Raw genomic sequence first — 17,970 nt, 5'->3', positions numbered from 1 at the left:
TCACCCCTTCCCATCTGGATAATTACAACCGGTTGTAATTACCCCTGCATTGCCGTTTATACATTTATCTTGCCCATTTACAGGTTTTTTTTATAGTTCCGGCTATATTTGAGTGCTATTTTAAAAAACCAATCATTTTATGAGAATTCTTAAACAGGCGACCCTGGTATTGGTGCTCGCAGGCTCATTTTCAATGGCCGGAGCACAGGATAAATACGAGTGGAAAGATGCCTCCTCGGGCGGTTACACCTACAAATACGTGACCAACGACCCGATGAAGGCCCGTTTCTACACCCTGAAAAACGGACTTACTGTTATCCTCAGCGTCAACAAAAAGGATCCAAGAATCCAGACCCTTATCGGTACCCGCGCCGGTAGCAACAACGATCCTAAAGATCATACCGGTCTGGCCCACTACCTCGAACACCTGCTCTTCAAAGGCACTCAGGTGTACGGAACACTCGACTGGTCAAAGGAAAAACCTTACCTGGACCAGATCGAAAATCTCTACGACAAATACAATAAAACCACCGGCAATGAAGCCCGTAAAGCAGTATACCACCAGATCGACAGCATCTCCGGTATCGCCGCCAAATACGCCATCGCCAATGAGTACGATAAACTCATGACCGCCATGGGCGCTCAAGGTACCAATGCCCACACCTGGACAGAAGAAACCATCTACGAAGAAGACATCCCTTCCAATGCAGTAGATAAATACCTCTCTGTACAGGCAGAACGTTTCAGAGACCCGGTTTTCCGCCTCTTCCACACTGAACTGGAAGCAGTATACGAAGAGAAAAACCGCGGACTGGATAATGATGGCCGTAAAATGTACGAAACCATGCTCAGCACATTGTTTCCTACTAACAACTACGGTCAGCAGTCTACCATCGGTACCGTGGAACACCTGAAAAATCCAAACCTGAAAGCTATCCGCCAGTTTTATAACGAATACTATGTGCCTAACAATATGGCCATCGTAATGGCAGGAGACTTTGATCCGGATTATGTGATCAAAGCCATTGACCAGCGTTTCAGCTACATGCAGCCTAAACCGGTTAAAGAATACAAACCAGCTCCTGAAAAGCCAATCAGCGCCCCTATCGTTAAAACAGTAATGGGCCCTGATGCTGAAAACTTAATGATTGCTTACAGAATGCCAGGTGGACTGGATACCAAATCCAACCTCCTGCTGGGTGTAATGTCTGCCATCCTCCAGAATGGTAAAGCAGGCCTGTTTGATCTGAATCTGAATAAAAAGCAGGAAGTATTAGCAGCCGGTGCTGACCTCCTGCAATGGAAAGACTACTCCATCCTGATGCTAAATGGTAAAGCAAAACCTGGCCAGTCCCTGGAAGATGTGAAATCCTTATTGCTCGGCCAGATCGAAATCCTTAAAAAAGGTCAGTTTGATGAGTCTCTCGTTAAAGCGATTGTTAACAACGCTAAACTGGCTGAACTTCAGGGGCTTGAAAATAATGGCAACCGCGCTAACAGCATCATGGACGGGTTCATTAAAAGCCGTGGCAAAAACTGGGCTTCTGATGTAGCTTATGTAACCGATATGAGCACTGTTACCAAACAACAGATCATCGATTACGCTAACAAATACCTGGGCAACAACTATGTGCTGCTGTACAAACGTAAAGGTGAAGACAAAGACATCGAGAAAGTAGAAAAGCCTGCTATCACGCCGGTAGAAGTAAACAGAGAAGCACAATCTCCTTTCCTGGAGAAAATTGCCGCTATGCCAGCTACTCCGGTACAGCCTCAGTGGCTCGACTACCAGAAAGATATTCAGAAAGGTAAAGTAGGGAACGCCGATGTTTTATACGTGCAGAACAAAGACAATGGCCTGTTCCGCCTTTACTACCGCTTCGATATCGGTACACTGAACGACAAAAAACTAATGCTGGCAGCCAGCTATCTGCAATACCTCAGCACCGATAAATACAGCGCAGATCAAATCAGCAAAGAGTTCTACAACATCGCTTGTAACTTCAGCGTTCAGGCAGGTAGCGAAAACACAACCGTTACTATCAGCGGTTTGCAGGAAAACTTTGACAAAGCAGTAGCTTTATTCGAACACATCATTGCCAACTGTCAGCCAAACGACGCTGCACTGGCGGCACTGAAAAGCCGTTTAAATAAAGTAAGAACAGACAGCAAACTGAATAAAGGTAATATCCAGAAAGGTTTGAGCAACTATGCCATGTATGGCGCTAAAAACCCTTTCAACTACACGCTGCCACAGGCTGAGTTGGATGGTCTCACTGCGAAGGAGCTGACAGATATGCTGCATAACCTGATGAATTACAAACACTCGGTGATTTACTGGGGCCCGCAAACACTGGCTGCTGCTACAGCAGACATCTCCCGTCTTCACAAAGTACCAGCTACTTTTGCGCAGGCGCCAGCAGCTACCAAATTTGCAAAACAAGCTACCAACAATGCACAGGTGCTGTTTGCGGATTACGACATGGTACAGTCTGAAGTTAACTGGGTAAGAAACAACGGCGAATACGATCCGGCAAACACTGGTATTATCAGCCTGTTTAATAACTACTTTGGTGGCGGTATGGGTTCTATTGTGTTCCAGACTATCCGTGAATCCAAAGCCCTGGCTTATTCTACCTACGCATTCTACGCATCTCCTGACAGAAAGAATGAGAAATATTCTACTGTTGCTTACGTAGGTTGCCAGGCAGATAAAATGAATGAAGCTATTGCAGGTATGAACGAACTGCTGAATGTAATTCCACGTTCAGAAAAAGGACTCACTACTGCTAAGCTCAGCATGAAACAGGATATCGAAACAGAACGTATCACCAACGATGGTATCATCTTCAGCTATCTGGCTGCTCAAAAGCTGGGTCTGGATTACGACATCCGTAAACAGGTATACGAGTCTATCGATAAAATGAATTTCGATGAAGTGAAGAAATTCCATGATAACAATCTTGCTAACAAGCCATATATCTATTGCATTGTGGCCAGCGAGAAAAAAGTAAACCTGGAAGATCTGAAGAAACTGGGTGAAGTGAAAAAAGTATCTCTCGAAGAAATCTTCGGGTACTAAACTTAACCATATTTCCGCAAACGGGGATAAAGCAGCCATAGGCCGCTTTATCCCCGTTCTGCTTTCCGGATGTTATGTAGCCTGCGATCACAATAAATAAAGGTCTTCCTGCGTTAAAAGCATTTTATCGAATACCCTATGGAAAAGTGCCGTCTTTATTGGATCGCAGCCCTGTTGTCGTTATTTGCATTAACAGGGTTTGTGAACAACAATGATCTGTATAATGTGCGATTAACTAATTCAAACATTGATGCAGATAAAATTTTTTTACTGATAGATAAGAGTGATTACCGCATGTATGTGTATGAAGATGTAACCTTGCGGAAGATTTATAAAGTCGTATTCGGAAATCGCGACCAGACAGACAAGCGCCGGGAAGGCGACCGACTCACACCTGAAGGAACATTTCATATTCAAAGCAAACGGATTGACAGATTGTGGAGCCGGTTTTTGTTATTGGATTACCCGAATGAAGCAAGCATACAAAAGTTCAGGACCATGCAGGAAAACGGTATCATTGCTGCATCTGCAACGCCAGGTGGCGGCATCGGCATTCATGGCGTGGAATCAGGCTCAGGCATAACAGATGCTTATGTAGATGGCCGTATTAACTGGACCCTCGGATGTATAAGCATGAAAAACCGGGATGTGAATGAACTGTTTGAGTTCATTAAAGTGGGTACACCTGTAGTAATTAGAAAATAATTTTTTCCATTCACGCTGTTGGTGCGCGCTTTTAGTGTTTTAAGAAGTGGAGTACTTCCCTTCTCCATTCTGTGGGCACTTTGCGGCAAAATGACTCATGGCCGGCCTTTTCTACCATGTATAATTTCTTGTTTTTTGTTGCCAGGTTATTGAATACGGATAAGGTTTCATGTTGCATAACGCGGATATCAGCTTTTCCCCAGAAGTAGAGCGTGGGCATGGTTACCTTTTTGGCGTATTCGGCCGGTTGCATGCCAAAGCCCCAGAATCCCTGTTCAAGGCCTCCCCAGAAGGTTAGCAGCTGCGACAGTGGGGTGGTGGGTAAATGCACGGAGCGCATGCGACTGTTTACGGCATCTACCAGGGTAGCATATGGGCATTCGATGATGATTTTAGCCGGTTGCAGCCGGTATTGAGCTATACTGTTCAGAATAGCAGCGGCACCCATGCTTACGCCCCAGAGCACAATTGGTTTTTGAGATTGTGCCTGCACATATTCCATGGCGAGTTTTACTTCTTCCTTTTCATAAAACCCGATACTGCAGGTATTACCTCCACTGTTACCGTGTGCCCGGAAGTCCACCAGCAGCGTATTGTATCCCAGGCTCCGGAAATAAGCTGCTTCCGGCAGTGGCCCTTGTTTGGAGCCGTTGTAACCATGGAAGAGAATAACGTTGCCTATGGGATGGGCCACCGGTATCCACCAGGAATTTATACGAATCCCTTTTGCTGTCTTAAGATTTACATCTTTATACACCGTATCAGGAAAATGCTTTATTACGGATTTGGATATACGAACGCCGAGAAGCACCATTTGCATTTTTTCGCCCACGGCCATTTGTTCCGGCTTTTTGTTGATATGATTAGGGTCGTTGTAGAAATGTGTAAACTTCCACGCGTGGAAGGCGGCGATAACATTCAGGAGGAGGAAAAGGGCCAGGAGTAAGTATCCCAGGCGTTTAAGCAGTTTCATAAAATGTCAGTTCCGGGCTTTGGCTACGTATTTACAGCTGACTCGGGAAGGGAAGTAAAAAAGCAGCTGCCCCTGGAGGCAGCTGCTATAGCAATTAAAGTTTACCGCGTTTGATTTCTTCCACCACGCCCGGATCGAGCAGGGTAGAGGTATCACCGAGGTTGTCCATATCATTTTCAGCGATCTTACGGAGGATGCGGCGCATGATTTTGCCGGATCTTGTTTTAGGAAGGCCGCTTACAAATTGAATCTTGTCTGGTTTGGCAATAGGGCCGATGATTCTGGCTACTGTTTGTGCGATATCTTTTTTAGTAAGCTCTGCATCATGGGTCATTTTTTCCATGGTAACGTAGGCGTATATACCCTGGCCTTTGATATCGTGAGGATAGCCGACTACAGCGCTTTCCACCACGCCGGCGTGCATATTGATAGCGTTTTCCACTTCTGCAGTACCGATGCGGTGACCACTTACGTTGAGAACATCATCTACGCGGCCGGTGATGCGGTAGTAACCATCGTCGTCGCGGAGGCAGCCATCGCCGGTGAAGTAGAGGTTTTCGTAAGTGCTGAAGTACGTGTTACGGAAACGTTCATGATCGCCGTAGGTGGTGCGCAGCATGCCTGGCCATGGGAATTTGATACAGAGGTTACCGTTTACGCCGTTGCCTTTGATTTCCTTCCCGGTTTCGTCAACCAGTATTGGTTGTACACCCGGGAGTGGGAGGGTGGCGTAGCCGGGCTTTTCTTTGGTAACACCTGCAATGGGTGTGATCATGATACCACCGGTTTCTGTTTGCCACCAGGTATCCACGATCGGGCATCTGCCTTTACCGATATTATCTTTAAACCAATGCCATGCTTCTTCGTTGATAGGTTCACCTACCGAGCCCAGTTTACGGAGTGAACTGAGGTCTTTATGGTTTACCGGACCGAGGCCAAAGCCCATCAGGCTGCGGATGGCTGTTGGTGCGGTGTATAAAGTGTTTACGCGGTATTTATCTACGATTTCCCAGAGGCGGCCTGCATCAGGATAGGTAGGTACCCCTTCAAACATGAGGGTGGTAGCTCCGGCGGACAATGGTCCGTAGATGATATAGCTATGACCGGTGATCCAGCCGATATCTGCGGTACAGAAGTATACTTCGCCTGGCTGGTATTGGAAAGTATTTACAAATGTATAGTTGGCATAAACCATGTAGCCGGCACAGGTGTGCACTACGCCTTTAGGTTTACCGGTGGAGCCGGAAGTGTAAAGGATGAAGAGCATATCTTCAGCGTCCATTTCTTCGGCGGCTACCGGAGGGTTGCCCATTGTTTCTACCGCTTTGATTTCATCTTCCCACCAAACGTCTCTGCCTTTGAGCATACTTACGGGAGTGCGGGTGCGGGTGCACACGATTACTTTTTCTACGGTAGGGCATCCCATGAGGGCGTCGTCTATCACGGATTTCAGCGGAATGTCTTTATTGCCGCGGAATGCGCCATCGCAGGTAATTACGAGGCTGCAGGAAGCGTCTTTGATTCTGTCGGCGATGGACTGTGCTGAGAAGCCTCCGAATACTACTGAGTGTATAGCACCGATGCGGGCACACGCGAGCACGGAGATGGCCAGTTCAGGAATCATGCCCATGTAAATACATACACGGTCACCTTTTTTAACACCATTGTTTTTGAGTACGTTGGCAAACTGGACTACTTTATTATATAGCTCGCGATAAGTGAGAATGCGGTGTCTTTCTTCCGGATCATTAGGTTCCCAGATGATCGCAGGCTGGTTCCCGAGGGTACCGAGATGGCGGTCCAGGCAGTTTTCTGTAATATTCATTTTGCCGCCCTGGAACCATTTAATCTCCGGGTCTTTAAAGTTCCACTCCAGCACTTTGTCCCATTTGCGTTTCCACAGGAAGTGGTCTGCAATGTTAGCCCAGAACCCTTCCGGGTCCATTACGCTCTGTTGATAAGCCTGCTGGTATTCTTCAATGTTCTTAATCTGGTATGGGTACGACATAGCACCGTAATTGTTATTTGGTTAAGTACAAGCATTTCCTAACGGGCTTTAAATTTAAGAAAAATTGGAAGTTTGATAGAGAAAATCTAAAAAGGAAGGTTATTTGTTAAAGTTTTATTCAACAGAAAAACCTCAGCTTACAAGAATGTAAAGTGAGGTGCTCATTGTTTTGTGTCGATAAAAATTAGTTTATGTCATCATTTTGATGATTTTTTTTTCTGGTTACGTGCAAAATAGCGGTTCGTATCCTGTAGTACTTCGAACAGGATTGCTATTATTTTCTCTTTCTCTGCATTGCTCAGCGCAAAATTGATTTCCCCGTTTTCATCCGGTTTGTCTTTCAGGCGCATTTTGCGATAGAATGTAGGAACACTCCATTTGCATTCTTTGCAAACTCGTTCCCGAAACGTGATCGGAACGTCTGATAGTCGGGCGTGAAAAACCGCCAGGATATTTTTAGTGCTTTTGGGCATCGTGGATTTATACTTCCCAATGGTTGATTTGAGAACGGGTAACATAATTTATAGTTTTAACAAAGGATGAGTGAATTATTATGTAAGCAAATATATTTATAAAGATTTTAAATGTAACAATTTATTGATACATTTTTTTAATCAATATTTGTCCTTTGTAATCCAATGCTGTAGCTAATTTTCAAGATATGATAGTTGACAGTGGCGGGTAAAATTTCTCAAAAATGTTCAAAACTTGTCAAGTGGTTTGCTGACATAAAAAATATCACGCGCAAATCGATATTCCCGTTTTAAATCTGATAAAAATCTGATCATTTTTCTTCGTTTACGCGTCGGCGTTAGGCCTGTCCAGGTGGCATTTATGGATTAATAAAATGTTGAAATAATAATTTAATTATCATCATGCGCCAGTTTTTTGCTAAATTATACGGCGATTGCTCCGGAAGGGTCCGGAAAGCAGTCATGTAAACAAAAAACTTAACGATGCAGACGAGCCTGATACACATGGGGCAACGGTTAAAGCAGATTCTGAAACAAAGGAAGATTAAGGTGATCGACTTTGCCAAGAAAGCCGGTTTTACCAACCAGATAGCACATTATCATTTACGCAAAAGTGATATGAAAAGAGCCAACCTGGAGCGTTTTTGCACCATCATTGGCATCACTACTGAAGAGTTTATGCGCTGGAATGGCGCACAGCTGATTGCGCAGGATAAGAACCTGCACCACGGGGAACGATTACTGGCCATTATTGCCGAAAAAGGGCTTAATAGAAGTCGTCTCGCAGAGCGGATGGATATGAGCCGCAGGACCATGTATAATCTCTTCGAAAAACAGACTTTTTCGCCCAGTGAGCTGGAGCGGGCCGCAAAAGCCGTAGATATAAGCCTGGAGGCCTTTTTGAACCCCGGTACCGTTGCCGAAGCCCGCAATAGCGATACCGAAGAAATGATGACCCAAAGAGAGAAATATTATAAGCTCCTCGAAGACCATAATGAACTGCTGCACCTGTACAATAACCTTAAGGATGAAGTGATTCAGCTGCGCCGCGAACTCCAGGAAGTGAAAAAAGTCGCAAAAACCCGCTGATTTGATACGCTGCGTATCAAAATGACATCCTTTTGTAAATAATAAGAATGATATTGAGTGTTATTTTGTAATTACAAATAGCTATATTTGTACAGCTGTGTATACCCCATAAAAAACTAAAAAGCACAGCATTACATGCTTATGGTACCACAATATGAGATCCATCACGGCATACGTTTGAGGCGCATTTTAAGAGATAAAAAGTTTGTACTCACCACCTTCGCAAAGCTGACGGGGTACACCCGACCAGGGCTGTACGACAACTTCCTCAAACCTAAAATCAAAACGGAAAAATTGATGAAAATGCTCCAGGCCATTCCTATTACCCTGGAAGAATTCCTGAACTGGAACTCCCTGAATGAGCAAAATACCCCACACCAGGGCGAACGACTCCTGCTCTACTTTGCTATTCATAAGCTGAAACCAAAGCAGGTAGCCATTTCGCTGGATATTAAGACGGATGAATTGTACGAGTGGACAGACCAGGAGGTATTAACCGCCGCGCAGCTTCAACTACTGGCGAATAGCATCCAACTTGATCCTGCATGGTTCACCAATCCGCAAACAGCCCTGCAGGAGGTAAACTGGATGGAAGCCTACCTGGATAAATGTATGGAGCTACAACAATGTGTAAGAAGGTTGAAAGCACTGGAAAAGAAACAACCAGTGCAGGTCTGACTATCGTTTGTGAACGGTTTACTTTACCAGCGCAGGCGTCAGCTGAAAATACTCCGCCACTTCCTGCCAGTTGTTTACCCGCTTGTAGTCGTTTAACAGGATATTATGAGGAGCCGTAAATAATAAGCGCTCACCCTTGAAATAACGCAAGTTCTTATCGTGGTCGTCAATCATGTAGTCGGCTTCTATGATGGTCTTGGAGCCACATAAAACTACATTTCTCCAGCTGATATAAGGGAAATGTTCACCCAGCCAGTCTATCTTCTCCTTAAGCGATAACGGAAACTCCGTGGCTGCAGATACGATAAACACCTCATGCTTATCCATCAGCGACTTTATCACCTCCTGGCTATCCGGCATTACCGGCAGGCTGCGGAAAAAGCCCTCCTCATGGATAAATTTCAGCGTTTCTCCCTCAATAGGAAATCCACCACCGTCCGGATGCCCGTTGAGCGATTCCCTCGTTACTCTTACGCCATGCTTCTGTTCATATAAATGGATCATGTGAGCCGTTAAGTCCGCCATCACATTGTCCATATCAATTGCTATTCTTGCCATATTTTGCTGTTTTTTGCAAACTTATGCAAAATTCAGCAAATTATCGCAAAATATTTCATAATATTGCAGAAAATGGCAAGATTATGCTGAAAGAGGAAAGGCTGGATTATATTTTAAAGAAACTGCAGGCAGATCATAAAGTATTGCAGGCAGAACTGAGTAACGACCTGCAGGTATCAGAAGATACCGTGCGCAGGGACCTGGAAGCACTGGCACAAAGTGGTCAGCTCATCAAGGTACGCGGCGGCGCCATCCCGCACTCACCCAACCCATATTCGTTTAAAGAAAGAATCGTTTACCACGAAGATGATAAGAAGCACATCGCTTCAAAAGCATTGTCGTTCATACACGACGGGCAAACCATCATCCTCGACGGCGGCACCTCCACGCTCATGCTGGCGCAGATACTGCCACTTCACCTTAAAGCCACCATTATCACCAACAGTGTTCCTATTGCAGCTAAACTGGTGGACCATCCATCCATTGACCTTATATTTACCGGCGGACGCATCGGGAAGGACTCCCAAACGGCCGGAGGCATGGAAACAATTAAAATGTTTCAACGGATTAAAGCCGACCTTTGCTTCCTCGGCATCTGCTCCCTGCACCCGGACGCCGGCGTAACGGGACTGGACCTGAATGAAGCCGATGTGAAAAGAGAGATGGTGGCATCCTCCTATAAAACCATTGCCCTCGCTACCAGCGATAAAATGGGGACAGCAGAACCTTACAAGGTATGCGACATACAAGGCATTGATACCATCGTGACGGATAACCCGGAACTTCCTTCCCTCAAACCATATAGCAACCTGGGCATCCAGGTGATATAACATTAACGACAGTAAATGATAAACGAGTTATCCTTACACGCAGCAGGTAAACGAACCATCCGCATTGCGGTAAGTGCCCTGTTTTTCCTGACAGGACTATGTTTCAGCAGCTGGACATCCCGTATTGCTGATATCCAGCAGGCCATGCAGCTTAATAATGCAGGGCTGGGCACCGTGTTGCTGGCATTGCCTATTGGCTCCATCATCTCCCTGCCCACGGCAGGCGTGCTGGTATCCAAATTCGGCAGCCGGCAGGTGGTAGTGAATGCAGGCATCGCCTACGCGGCACTGCTGCCTGTACTGGGGCTGGCAACAGCACCCTGGCAGCTGATGGGCGTGCTCGTGCTGTTCGGCTTTTGCGGTAATCTCGCCAACATTGCCGTGAATACACAGGCAGTAGCGGTGGAAGCGATGTATGGTCGCTCTATCATGGCCTCCTTTCATGGCCTCTGGAGCGCTGCCGGAGCAGCCGGAATCGGCATAGGCTGGATCATGGTGGCCCTGCGCATCGAACCCGTTTATCACTTCCTTTTTGTGGCTATGATGGGATGGACCATTGTAGCACTTACATCTTCCCGTATCATTCAGCAGGACACAAATATCTCCGCCAACCAACCGCTTTTTTCCAGGCCGGATAAATTTCTGCTTACGCTTGGTATCATTGCGTTTTGCTCCATGATCTGCGAGGGAACTATGTTTGAATGGAGTATTATCTATTTCCGCAGGGTATTAAAAATTGATCCTTCTTTTGCTGTAGCCAGCTCATTTGCGTTTATGACCACCATGGCAACCGGCCGGTTTATTGCTGATCGTTTGCGCGTAAAATATGGCGCTAAAGTAATGCTGATCGCCAGTGGTTTACTCACCGCTGGAGGCCTGCTGATTGCCGTTATTTTCCCTTATTTCTTCTCTGCCATTTTCGGTTTCATGCTGGTAGGGCTGGGGGTATGCTCCGTGGTGCCGCTGGTGTACAGTGCCGCCGGCAAAACAACGCTCATGTCGCCCGGTATGGCACTGGCCACCGTTTCCACAATCGGTTACCTCGGCTTCCTTTGCGGGCCCCCACTGATTGGCTTTGTGGCGCAGGTGAGCAGCCTCTCTGTTTCCTTTACGATGATTGCGGTGATGGGCGCGCTGATAGCAGTGCTGGCGAGCAGGATCAGGATTTAACCCCGGTTGTCATCGTCATCAGCAGCTGATGGCAATTGCTCAATAGAGTTTCCAGTGCCTGTTCTGTTTTATAAAAACTGCCCACCCGCAGGTACAGGTTGTGTTTGGTAGTAATTGCATCCTGGTAACTGGTGGTGAGATATAAATTCTCGCTTTTATGGAGTTCAAGGAGCCGGAACAAGGCCGTTTTGAATGTTTCCCGATCCTTATTGCAATAGATATGCAGGCCCTTCCCTATAAACCCGGGTGTGGTTTTAATTTCTCTGCCGGTAAATCCTTGCATAAACCTGCGGTAAATGGATCGCGGCCCTACATCAAGGAAGAGCTCGTTATTAGGTAACTCGAAAAATATTTCAGTTGAATAGTTATATTCTTTTCTAGTGGTGGAGAACCGCTTATTTCTTCCTTTAAGCAGGTCCAGTATCCATAACAGATCCCGGATAGGTTTATAATTGTTTGAAAAATCCTGTTCGTGATTTTCCCAACTGACTCTTATCCTTCCTTTTGCGCCGTGGTAGTCTATTTCAAAGGAATAGGAATGTACTGGCTGGTCTCTTGTACCTTCTACATAAAGGACATTACTGCCATATTTAACAGCGATTTTTCTGTACTGCGGAAACATGCCCTACAAATGATTATTTCTGCATATATAATACAAAATTTTCCTGCAAAAAACAGACGGTCGAAAAAAAAATTAAAATTTTATTGTGCAGTAATCTCTAATCTCCGTAACTTTGCACGATTTTTTTGTTCCCATCGTTGGCAGAAAGATCAATTTGGTTTTTCATTTTCAATAGATTACACAAATGCCAAAAGACTCATCTATCAAATCTGTTCTCATTATCGGTTCTGGTCCTATTATTATTGGTCAGGCTTGCGAATTTGACTATTCCGGTTCCCAGGCAGCACGCTCGCTGCGCGAAGAAGGAATAAAAGTGATTTTGATTAATTCCAACCCCGCGACCATCATGACAGATCCAATGATGGCCGATAAGGTTTATTTGCTGCCACTGACCGTGGAAAGCATTGAGCAGATCCTGGAAGAAAACCAGATAGATGCCGTATTACCTACTATGGGTGGGCAGACTGCGCTGAATCTTTGTAAAGAAGTGGATGAACTGGGTATCTGGGAAAAATTCAATGTGCGCCTGATTGGTGTGGACATCAAAGCTATCGACAAAGCGGAAGACAGAGAACAATTCCGTCAGTGGATGATACAGCTGGGTGTTCCTGTAGCGCCTGCCAGAACTGCTAACTCCTTCCTGGAAGGTAAAGAGTTTGCACAGGAAATCGGATTCCCGTTAGTAATCCGTCCTTCCTTCACTCTCGGTGGTACCGGCGGTGGATTCGTACACAGCAAAGACGAACTGGATGAAGCACTCGACCGCGGTCTGAAAGCTTCTCCGATTCACGAAGTACTGGTGGAAAAAGCCGTACTGGGTTGGAAAGAATATGAACTGGAATTGCTGCGCGACAAAAACGACAACGTAGTGATCATCTGTACGGTGGAAAACCTGGATCCTATGGGTATCCATACCGGTGACTCCATCACAGTGGCTCCTGCCATGACCCTGAGCGATACCGCTTTCCAAGACATGCGTAACAAAGCCATGATGATGATGCGCGACCTCGGAAACTTCGCAGGTGGTTGTAACGTTCAGTTCTCCCTTAATCCGGAAAACGAAGAGCTGATCGCCATCGAAATCAACCCACGCGTAAGCCGCTCTTCCGCACTAGCTTCAAAAGCAACCGGTTACCCTATCGCTAAAATTGCAGCGAAACTGGCCATCGGTTACACCCTGGATGAACTGGAAAACCAGATCACCAGAACTACCTCCGCATTCTTCGAACCAGCACTGGACTACGTGATCGTGAAAATGCCACGCTGGAACTTCGATAAATTTAAAGGAGCGGATGATACCTTAGGTCTGCAAATGAAATCAGTAGGTGAGGTAATGGCAATTGGCCGTACTTTCCCTGAAGCGCTGCAGAAAGCCTGCCAGAGCCTCGAGAACGATGCACTGGGATTGGGCTACTACGGTAAATCCATGCTGAAAGGTGAACAACTCCTGGAAAAACTGAAACGCCCAACCTGGGATCGTATCTTCCGTATTAAAGATGCACTCATGGAAGGTGTTTCTGTAAAACATATCCATCAGCAAACGTATATCGACCGCTGGTTCCTGCACCAGATCAATGATATCGTTACCCTGGAAAAACAACTGGCTGAGCACGACCTCGAAAGCGTTCCGGTAGATATGCTGCGCGACGCCAAGAAAATGGGCTTCTCCGATAAACAACTCTCCATCCTCTTCGGTAACTGCGAGGAAGAAGAAGTATACGCTAAACGTAAAGAGAACAGCATCATCCGTACCTATAAAATGGTAGATACCTGCGCAGCAGAGTTTGAAGCTAAAACTCCTTACTTCTATTCTACTTTCGATACTGAAAACGAAAGCAAGGTTAGCAGCGATAAAAAGAAAATCATTGTACTGGGCTCTGGTCCTAACAGGATCGGTCAGGGTATCGAATTCGACTACTGCTGTACACACGGTCTGCAGGCCATCCAGGATTGCGGTTATGAAGCAATCATGGTGAACTGTAACCCTGAAACAGTATCTACCGATTTCGACATGGCAGATAAACTGTACTTCGAGCCAGTATTCTGGGAGCACCTGTGGGAAATCATCGAACTGGAAAAACCAGAAGGAGTGATCGTACAGCTGGGTGGCCAAACAGCGCTGAAACTCGCTAAACGCCTCGAAGAAAACGGAATCAAAATCATCGGTACTTCTTTCGATAACATGGACATCGCGGAAGACCGTGGTCGTTTCTCCGACATGCTGAAAGAACTCGGTATCCCTTATCCTAAGTATGGCACCGCTTACAGCACAGACGAAGCTATCGAAGTAGCCAAAGAAGTTGGATACCCTGTACTGGTGCGTCCTTCATATGTACTCGGTGGTCAGCGTATGCGTATCGTTATCAACGAAGAAGAACTGGAAGAATCAGTACTGAGCCTGCTGCGTCACCTGCCAGGTAATAAAATCCTGATCGACCACTTCCTGGATCGTTGTCAGGAAGCTGAAATCGACGGTATCTTCGATGGTGAGCAATTCCATGTAATGGGCGTGATGGAGCACATTGAGCCTGCCGGTATCCACAGTGGTGACAGCCACGCACTGCTGCCAGCATTCAACCTGACTCCAATTGAAGTAACTACCATGGAGTACTACGCTGAAAAAATTGCCCGCGCACTTAACATCCGCGGTCTGATCAACATTCAGTTTGCAATTAAAGATGGTAATGTGTACGTGATCGAGGCAAACCCTCGCGCATCCCGCACTACTCCTTTCATCGCGAAAGCTTACCAGGTTCCTTACCTGAACATCGCTACCAAAGTGATGATCGGCGCTAACAAACTGGCTGACTTCAAGATCGAGAAAAAACTGACCGGTTTCGCCATCAAAGAACCAGTGTTCTCCTTCAACAAGTTCCCGGGAGTTAACAAAGAACTCGGACCTGAAATGAAATCCACAGGTGAAGCTATCCGCTTTATCAAAGACCTGCGTGATCCTTACTTCAGACAGCTCTACAAAGAGAAAAGCATGTACCTGAGCAAGTAATCAGGTATTGAAATAAATGGGAAGCCCTTCAGCTACTGCTGAAGGGCTTTCTTGTTTTACGCCTGAGAAGACCAGGCCGAAGGCCTGGTCTTCTCAGTATAGGGTCGCGGTAGCGACCCTATGCACAAATGCAGAGGCAGGTGAGTACACGGCGCAAGCTGTAGTGCGCGTAACCGAAAAAGCTTTTGCGCATGCCAATGCCCTATCAGCTGCACGCCCCCGCGACGGCAATACCCAAAACTACCTGTGCAGCATAAACAGCCCTGCCATAGGTAGCAACTCCGCTTTCTCACAAAAGCCTGCCAACTGAAGAAGCACTAATCGCATAGTTAAATAGAAACGCCCCGCGCGCAGCGCGGCCTTCCCCAATGATGCCGAAGGCATCATTTGCAAACGAATTAAAAAGAGATAAAAAAGTATTACCGGCTATCCCAGAAACAGGATGTTAAAAAACTATCAGATTTCCCCTTAAAAAAAATAGAGCCTGATAAAGATCAGGCTCCTTCTTTTCCCTCAAAATAACCATTAAAGACACGACTATTGATTCTAGAAGAAGTCAAATAGCGTGACCGGTAATGCAGTTTACAAATAATATTATATTTAAAGAAGATGTTAACTAATCAATAACAGATTAATAAATAATTAATATTAAATATATTGATTGGTAGTAATTTATGAAAAATTTAATCTTGACCTATTGGTGCATTATTAACGCAGTAACAAGAAAATTTTCAAGCTCCCATATATTGATATGCCCCGCTAAAAAATCGTTTTAGTTAACATCTGATTAAGGTTCTGCATGCTTCGGAATACTAACTTTAATGTATAAACTGTTAGCCCACCGATGTTATTTGAATCCTCTTTATCGAGCCCTGACACCAAAGGTTCAGCTCCTTTTATCCGGTTAATAATACCCTTCACTGCGGGTATATTGCTGCAATATTATCTAGACTTAAACGTATATGCGTTCCTGTTGGTAGTTCCGCTGCTGATTTTCAGTGGGTTATACCGCCAGTTTACTGCTGCCTGGCGCTTCCGGCTAAAAGTCTGGCAGGCCCTTGTACTGTGGCTTTCCCTGTTTTTCGTAGGGGCGTTGCGTTTATACATGGCCGACCTCCGGCATCATACTGCATTTTACCCGCAGTTTTATGCACCCGGAGATATGATGTTGCTCGAAATAACCGGCCCTCCGCAGGTGAAAACCAACAGCATCAGCGCTGTAGCACAACTAAAATATATCCGGCATAACGGCCATATCATCTCCCCTAAAGGAAAAGTAATGGTATATGCTGACAAGCGATTAAAGGACAGTATACGATGGGGCAGCCTGTTGTATAGCAACAATACGCTTATGCCTATACGAAACAGGGCAGAAAGTAGTTTTGACTACCAACAGTATTGCGCGGACCGGGGTATTTACCACCAGGTATATATTCCGGCAAACGGGTATCACCCAGCAGGAATAGCACCTGTAAACCGGATCAGCCTATTTCTCTACCGGGCCTCCGGATTTTGTATCGCCACGTTTAACCGCTACCTGGGGTCCGGTCCGGAAGCAGGTATGGCTGCTGCCTTGCTGATTGGCGACAGGCAAGGGCTCGATAAAGACCTGGTCCGTGATTACAGTAATACCGGGATTGTACATGTCATCGCCATTTCAGGTATGCACCTGTCGCTGCTCTACGCCTCCCTGTTGCTATGCCTTTCCTGGCTGCCCACAGGGCGCCGGGCGGACTATCTCAAAGCCTTACTGGTGCTGCTGTTTCTTTGGGGATTTACTTTTTTAACAGGTGCCTCAGCCTCCGTGTTACGGGCGGCTGTCATGTTCACCGCTACTACGTTAGGGCAGTTTGTGCTGGCCAGGAAAAGCAATATTTTCAACGCGCTGGCAGCATCTGCCTTTATATTACTGGCCGTAAACCCTTACCTGATCATGGATACCGGCTTTCAGTTGTCGTACCTGGCGGTGCTGAGCATTGTCCTTTTCCAGCCTAAGATTTACAACCTGCTGCATTGCTCCCGTAAATGGCTGGATTACCTCTGGCAAATGGTGGCTCTCACCCTGGCGGCGCAGCTCCTGACTACGCCGCTATGCCTCTATTACTATCACCAGTTCCCCACCTGGTTTTTGCTGGCTAACCTCGTGGCAGTACCATTATCCACTGTTATTATTTACGGGGAGATATTATTGCTGTTGTTAACGCCGCTTCCGTTACTGGCCAGCTGGATCGGCCGCTGTGTTCACCTGTTAATATGGTTCATGGACCTCCTGGTGAAATGGATAGGAGCATTGCCACTGGCACTGATTACCAATATCCCCTGCAATAAAGCCATGCTGGTGTTGCTCTACCTGGCGCTGGCCGCCCTGGCACTATACTGGTACCACCGCTTCAGGGAGGCAAGGCTGACCGTGATCTGCTGCCTGAACTTTACGCTGGTAGCGCTGTTATACCTGCAATGGCGGCCGGCCAACAAGCCTTATCACGTGCAGCACTATACGTTGCAGCATGGTAAACGACTGGTGAGCATAACCACCGCCCTGCCAGATGTGGCACCCGCAAAAAAATTCAGAACAAATTATATTTTCCTGTCACGCAATCCCCCTGTGGATATTAGGCAAATAGCGGCCTTCTATGATTTTGATACCCTCGTAATTGGCCCCGGAAATAGTAAGCGGAGGATTGAACAGTGGAAAAATGATTGTTACGTCTTAACTTTGCGCTTCATTTCGGTTCCGGACCAGGGAGCCTATGTTATTAATTTCTAATGTTTTCCATA

General features: G+C 46.2%; 13 protein-coding genes. 8 read left to right on the top strand and 5 right to left on the bottom strand.

Annotated features, from left to right (window positions below):
• Positions 1-139: 139 nt before the first annotated feature.
• On the top strand, positions 140-3,082 hold the full coding sequence (locus BUB18_RS20125; protein ID WP_073084510.1) for a M16 family metallopeptidase: 2,943 nt from the start codon (positions 140-142) through the stop codon (positions 3,080-3,082).
• Between the two features lie 138 nt (positions 3,083-3,220).
• Positions 3,221-3,787, top strand: coding sequence for a L,D-transpeptidase family protein (locus BUB18_RS20120; RefSeq protein WP_073084508.1), 567 nt, complete (start codon positions 3,221-3,223; stop codon positions 3,785-3,787).
• Between the two features lie 31 nt (positions 3,788-3,818).
• Here BUB18_RS20120 and BUB18_RS20115 read toward each other — a convergent pair whose 3' ends face one another.
• From BUB18_RS20115 to BUB18_RS29440, 3 genes are all read right to left on the bottom strand, one after another.
• A complete protein-coding gene (locus BUB18_RS20115; protein ID WP_073084506.1) occupies positions 3,819-4,760 on the bottom strand; it encodes an alpha/beta hydrolase in 942 nt (313 codons plus the stop codon).
• 94 nt (positions 4,761-4,854) lie between these two features.
• Entirely contained in the window at positions 4,855-6,768 is a 1,914-nt protein-coding gene (acs, locus tag BUB18_RS20110) for an acetate--CoA ligase (RefSeq protein WP_073084505.1), read from the bottom strand.
• Positions 6,769-6,965: 197 nt separating this feature from the next.
• Complete coding sequence (locus BUB18_RS29440) at positions 6,966-7,286, bottom strand: hypothetical protein (protein WP_143160016.1); 321 nt, start codon at positions 7,284-7,286, stop codon at positions 6,966-6,968.
• 438 nt (positions 7,287-7,724) lie between these two features.
• On the opposite strand from BUB18_RS29440, the gene BUB18_RS20105 reads away from it, so the two are divergent.
• On the top strand, positions 7,725-8,330 hold the full coding sequence (locus BUB18_RS20105; RefSeq protein WP_073084503.1) for a helix-turn-helix transcriptional regulator: 606 nt from the start codon (positions 7,725-7,727) through the stop codon (positions 8,328-8,330).
• A gap of 135 nt (positions 8,331-8,465) precedes the next feature.
• Positions 8,466-9,008 (top strand): hypothetical protein, encoded by a 543-nt coding sequence (locus BUB18_RS20100; protein WP_073084501.1) that lies wholly within the window; start codon positions 8,466-8,468, stop codon positions 9,006-9,008.
• Between the two features lie 18 nt (positions 9,009-9,026).
• Here the strand turns inward: BUB18_RS20100 and BUB18_RS20095 are convergent, their stop codons facing one another.
• Entirely contained in the window at positions 9,027-9,566 is a 540-nt protein-coding gene (locus BUB18_RS20095) for a 5' nucleotidase, NT5C type (protein ID WP_073084499.1), read from the bottom strand.
• Between the two features lie 83 nt (positions 9,567-9,649).
• On the opposite strand from BUB18_RS20095, the gene BUB18_RS20090 reads away from it, so the two are divergent.
• Both BUB18_RS20090 and BUB18_RS20085 read left to right on the top strand, forming a co-directional pair.
• Positions 9,650-10,396, top strand: coding sequence for a DeoR/GlpR family DNA-binding transcription regulator (locus tag BUB18_RS20090; RefSeq protein ID WP_073084743.1), 747 nt, complete (start codon positions 9,650-9,652; stop codon positions 10,394-10,396).
• Between the two features lie 15 nt (positions 10,397-10,411).
• On the top strand, positions 10,412-11,566 hold the full coding sequence (locus tag BUB18_RS20085; protein ID WP_073084497.1) for an MFS transporter: 1,155 nt from the start codon (positions 10,412-10,414) through the stop codon (positions 11,564-11,566).
• On the opposite strand, the gene BUB18_RS20080 is transcribed toward BUB18_RS20085, so the two are convergent.
• The gene (locus tag BUB18_RS20080) at positions 11,556-12,188 is read right to left on the bottom strand and encodes a hypothetical protein (RefSeq protein WP_073084495.1); all 633 of its coding nucleotides are present in this window, start codon (positions 12,186-12,188) and stop codon (positions 11,556-11,558) included. The genes BUB18_RS20085 and BUB18_RS20080 overlap by 11 nt on opposite strands.
• Positions 12,189-12,372: 184 nt before the next feature.
• Here BUB18_RS20080 and carB point away from each other — a divergent pair, with 184 nt between their 5' ends.
• Positions 12,373-15,192, top strand: coding sequence for a carbamoyl-phosphate synthase large subunit (carB, locus tag BUB18_RS20075; RefSeq protein WP_073084493.1), 2,820 nt, complete (start codon positions 12,373-12,375; stop codon positions 15,190-15,192).
• Positions 15,193-16,036: 844 nt separating this feature from the next.
• Positions 16,037-17,959: a ComEC/Rec2 family competence protein gene (locus BUB18_RS20070; protein WP_073084491.1), complete on the top strand. Its 1,923-nt coding sequence runs from the start codon at positions 16,037-16,039 to the stop codon at positions 17,957-17,959.
• Positions 17,960-17,970 lie beyond the last annotated feature (11 nt).

It is taken from the genome of Chitinophaga jiangningensis, assembly GCF_900142605.1.
Lineage (GTDB): Bacteria > Bacteroidota > Bacteroidia > Chitinophagales > Chitinophagaceae > Chitinophaga > Chitinophaga jiangningensis.
Note: the sequence above shows the minus strand (reverse complement) of the source record. Positions and strands in the feature narration are given on the sequence as shown.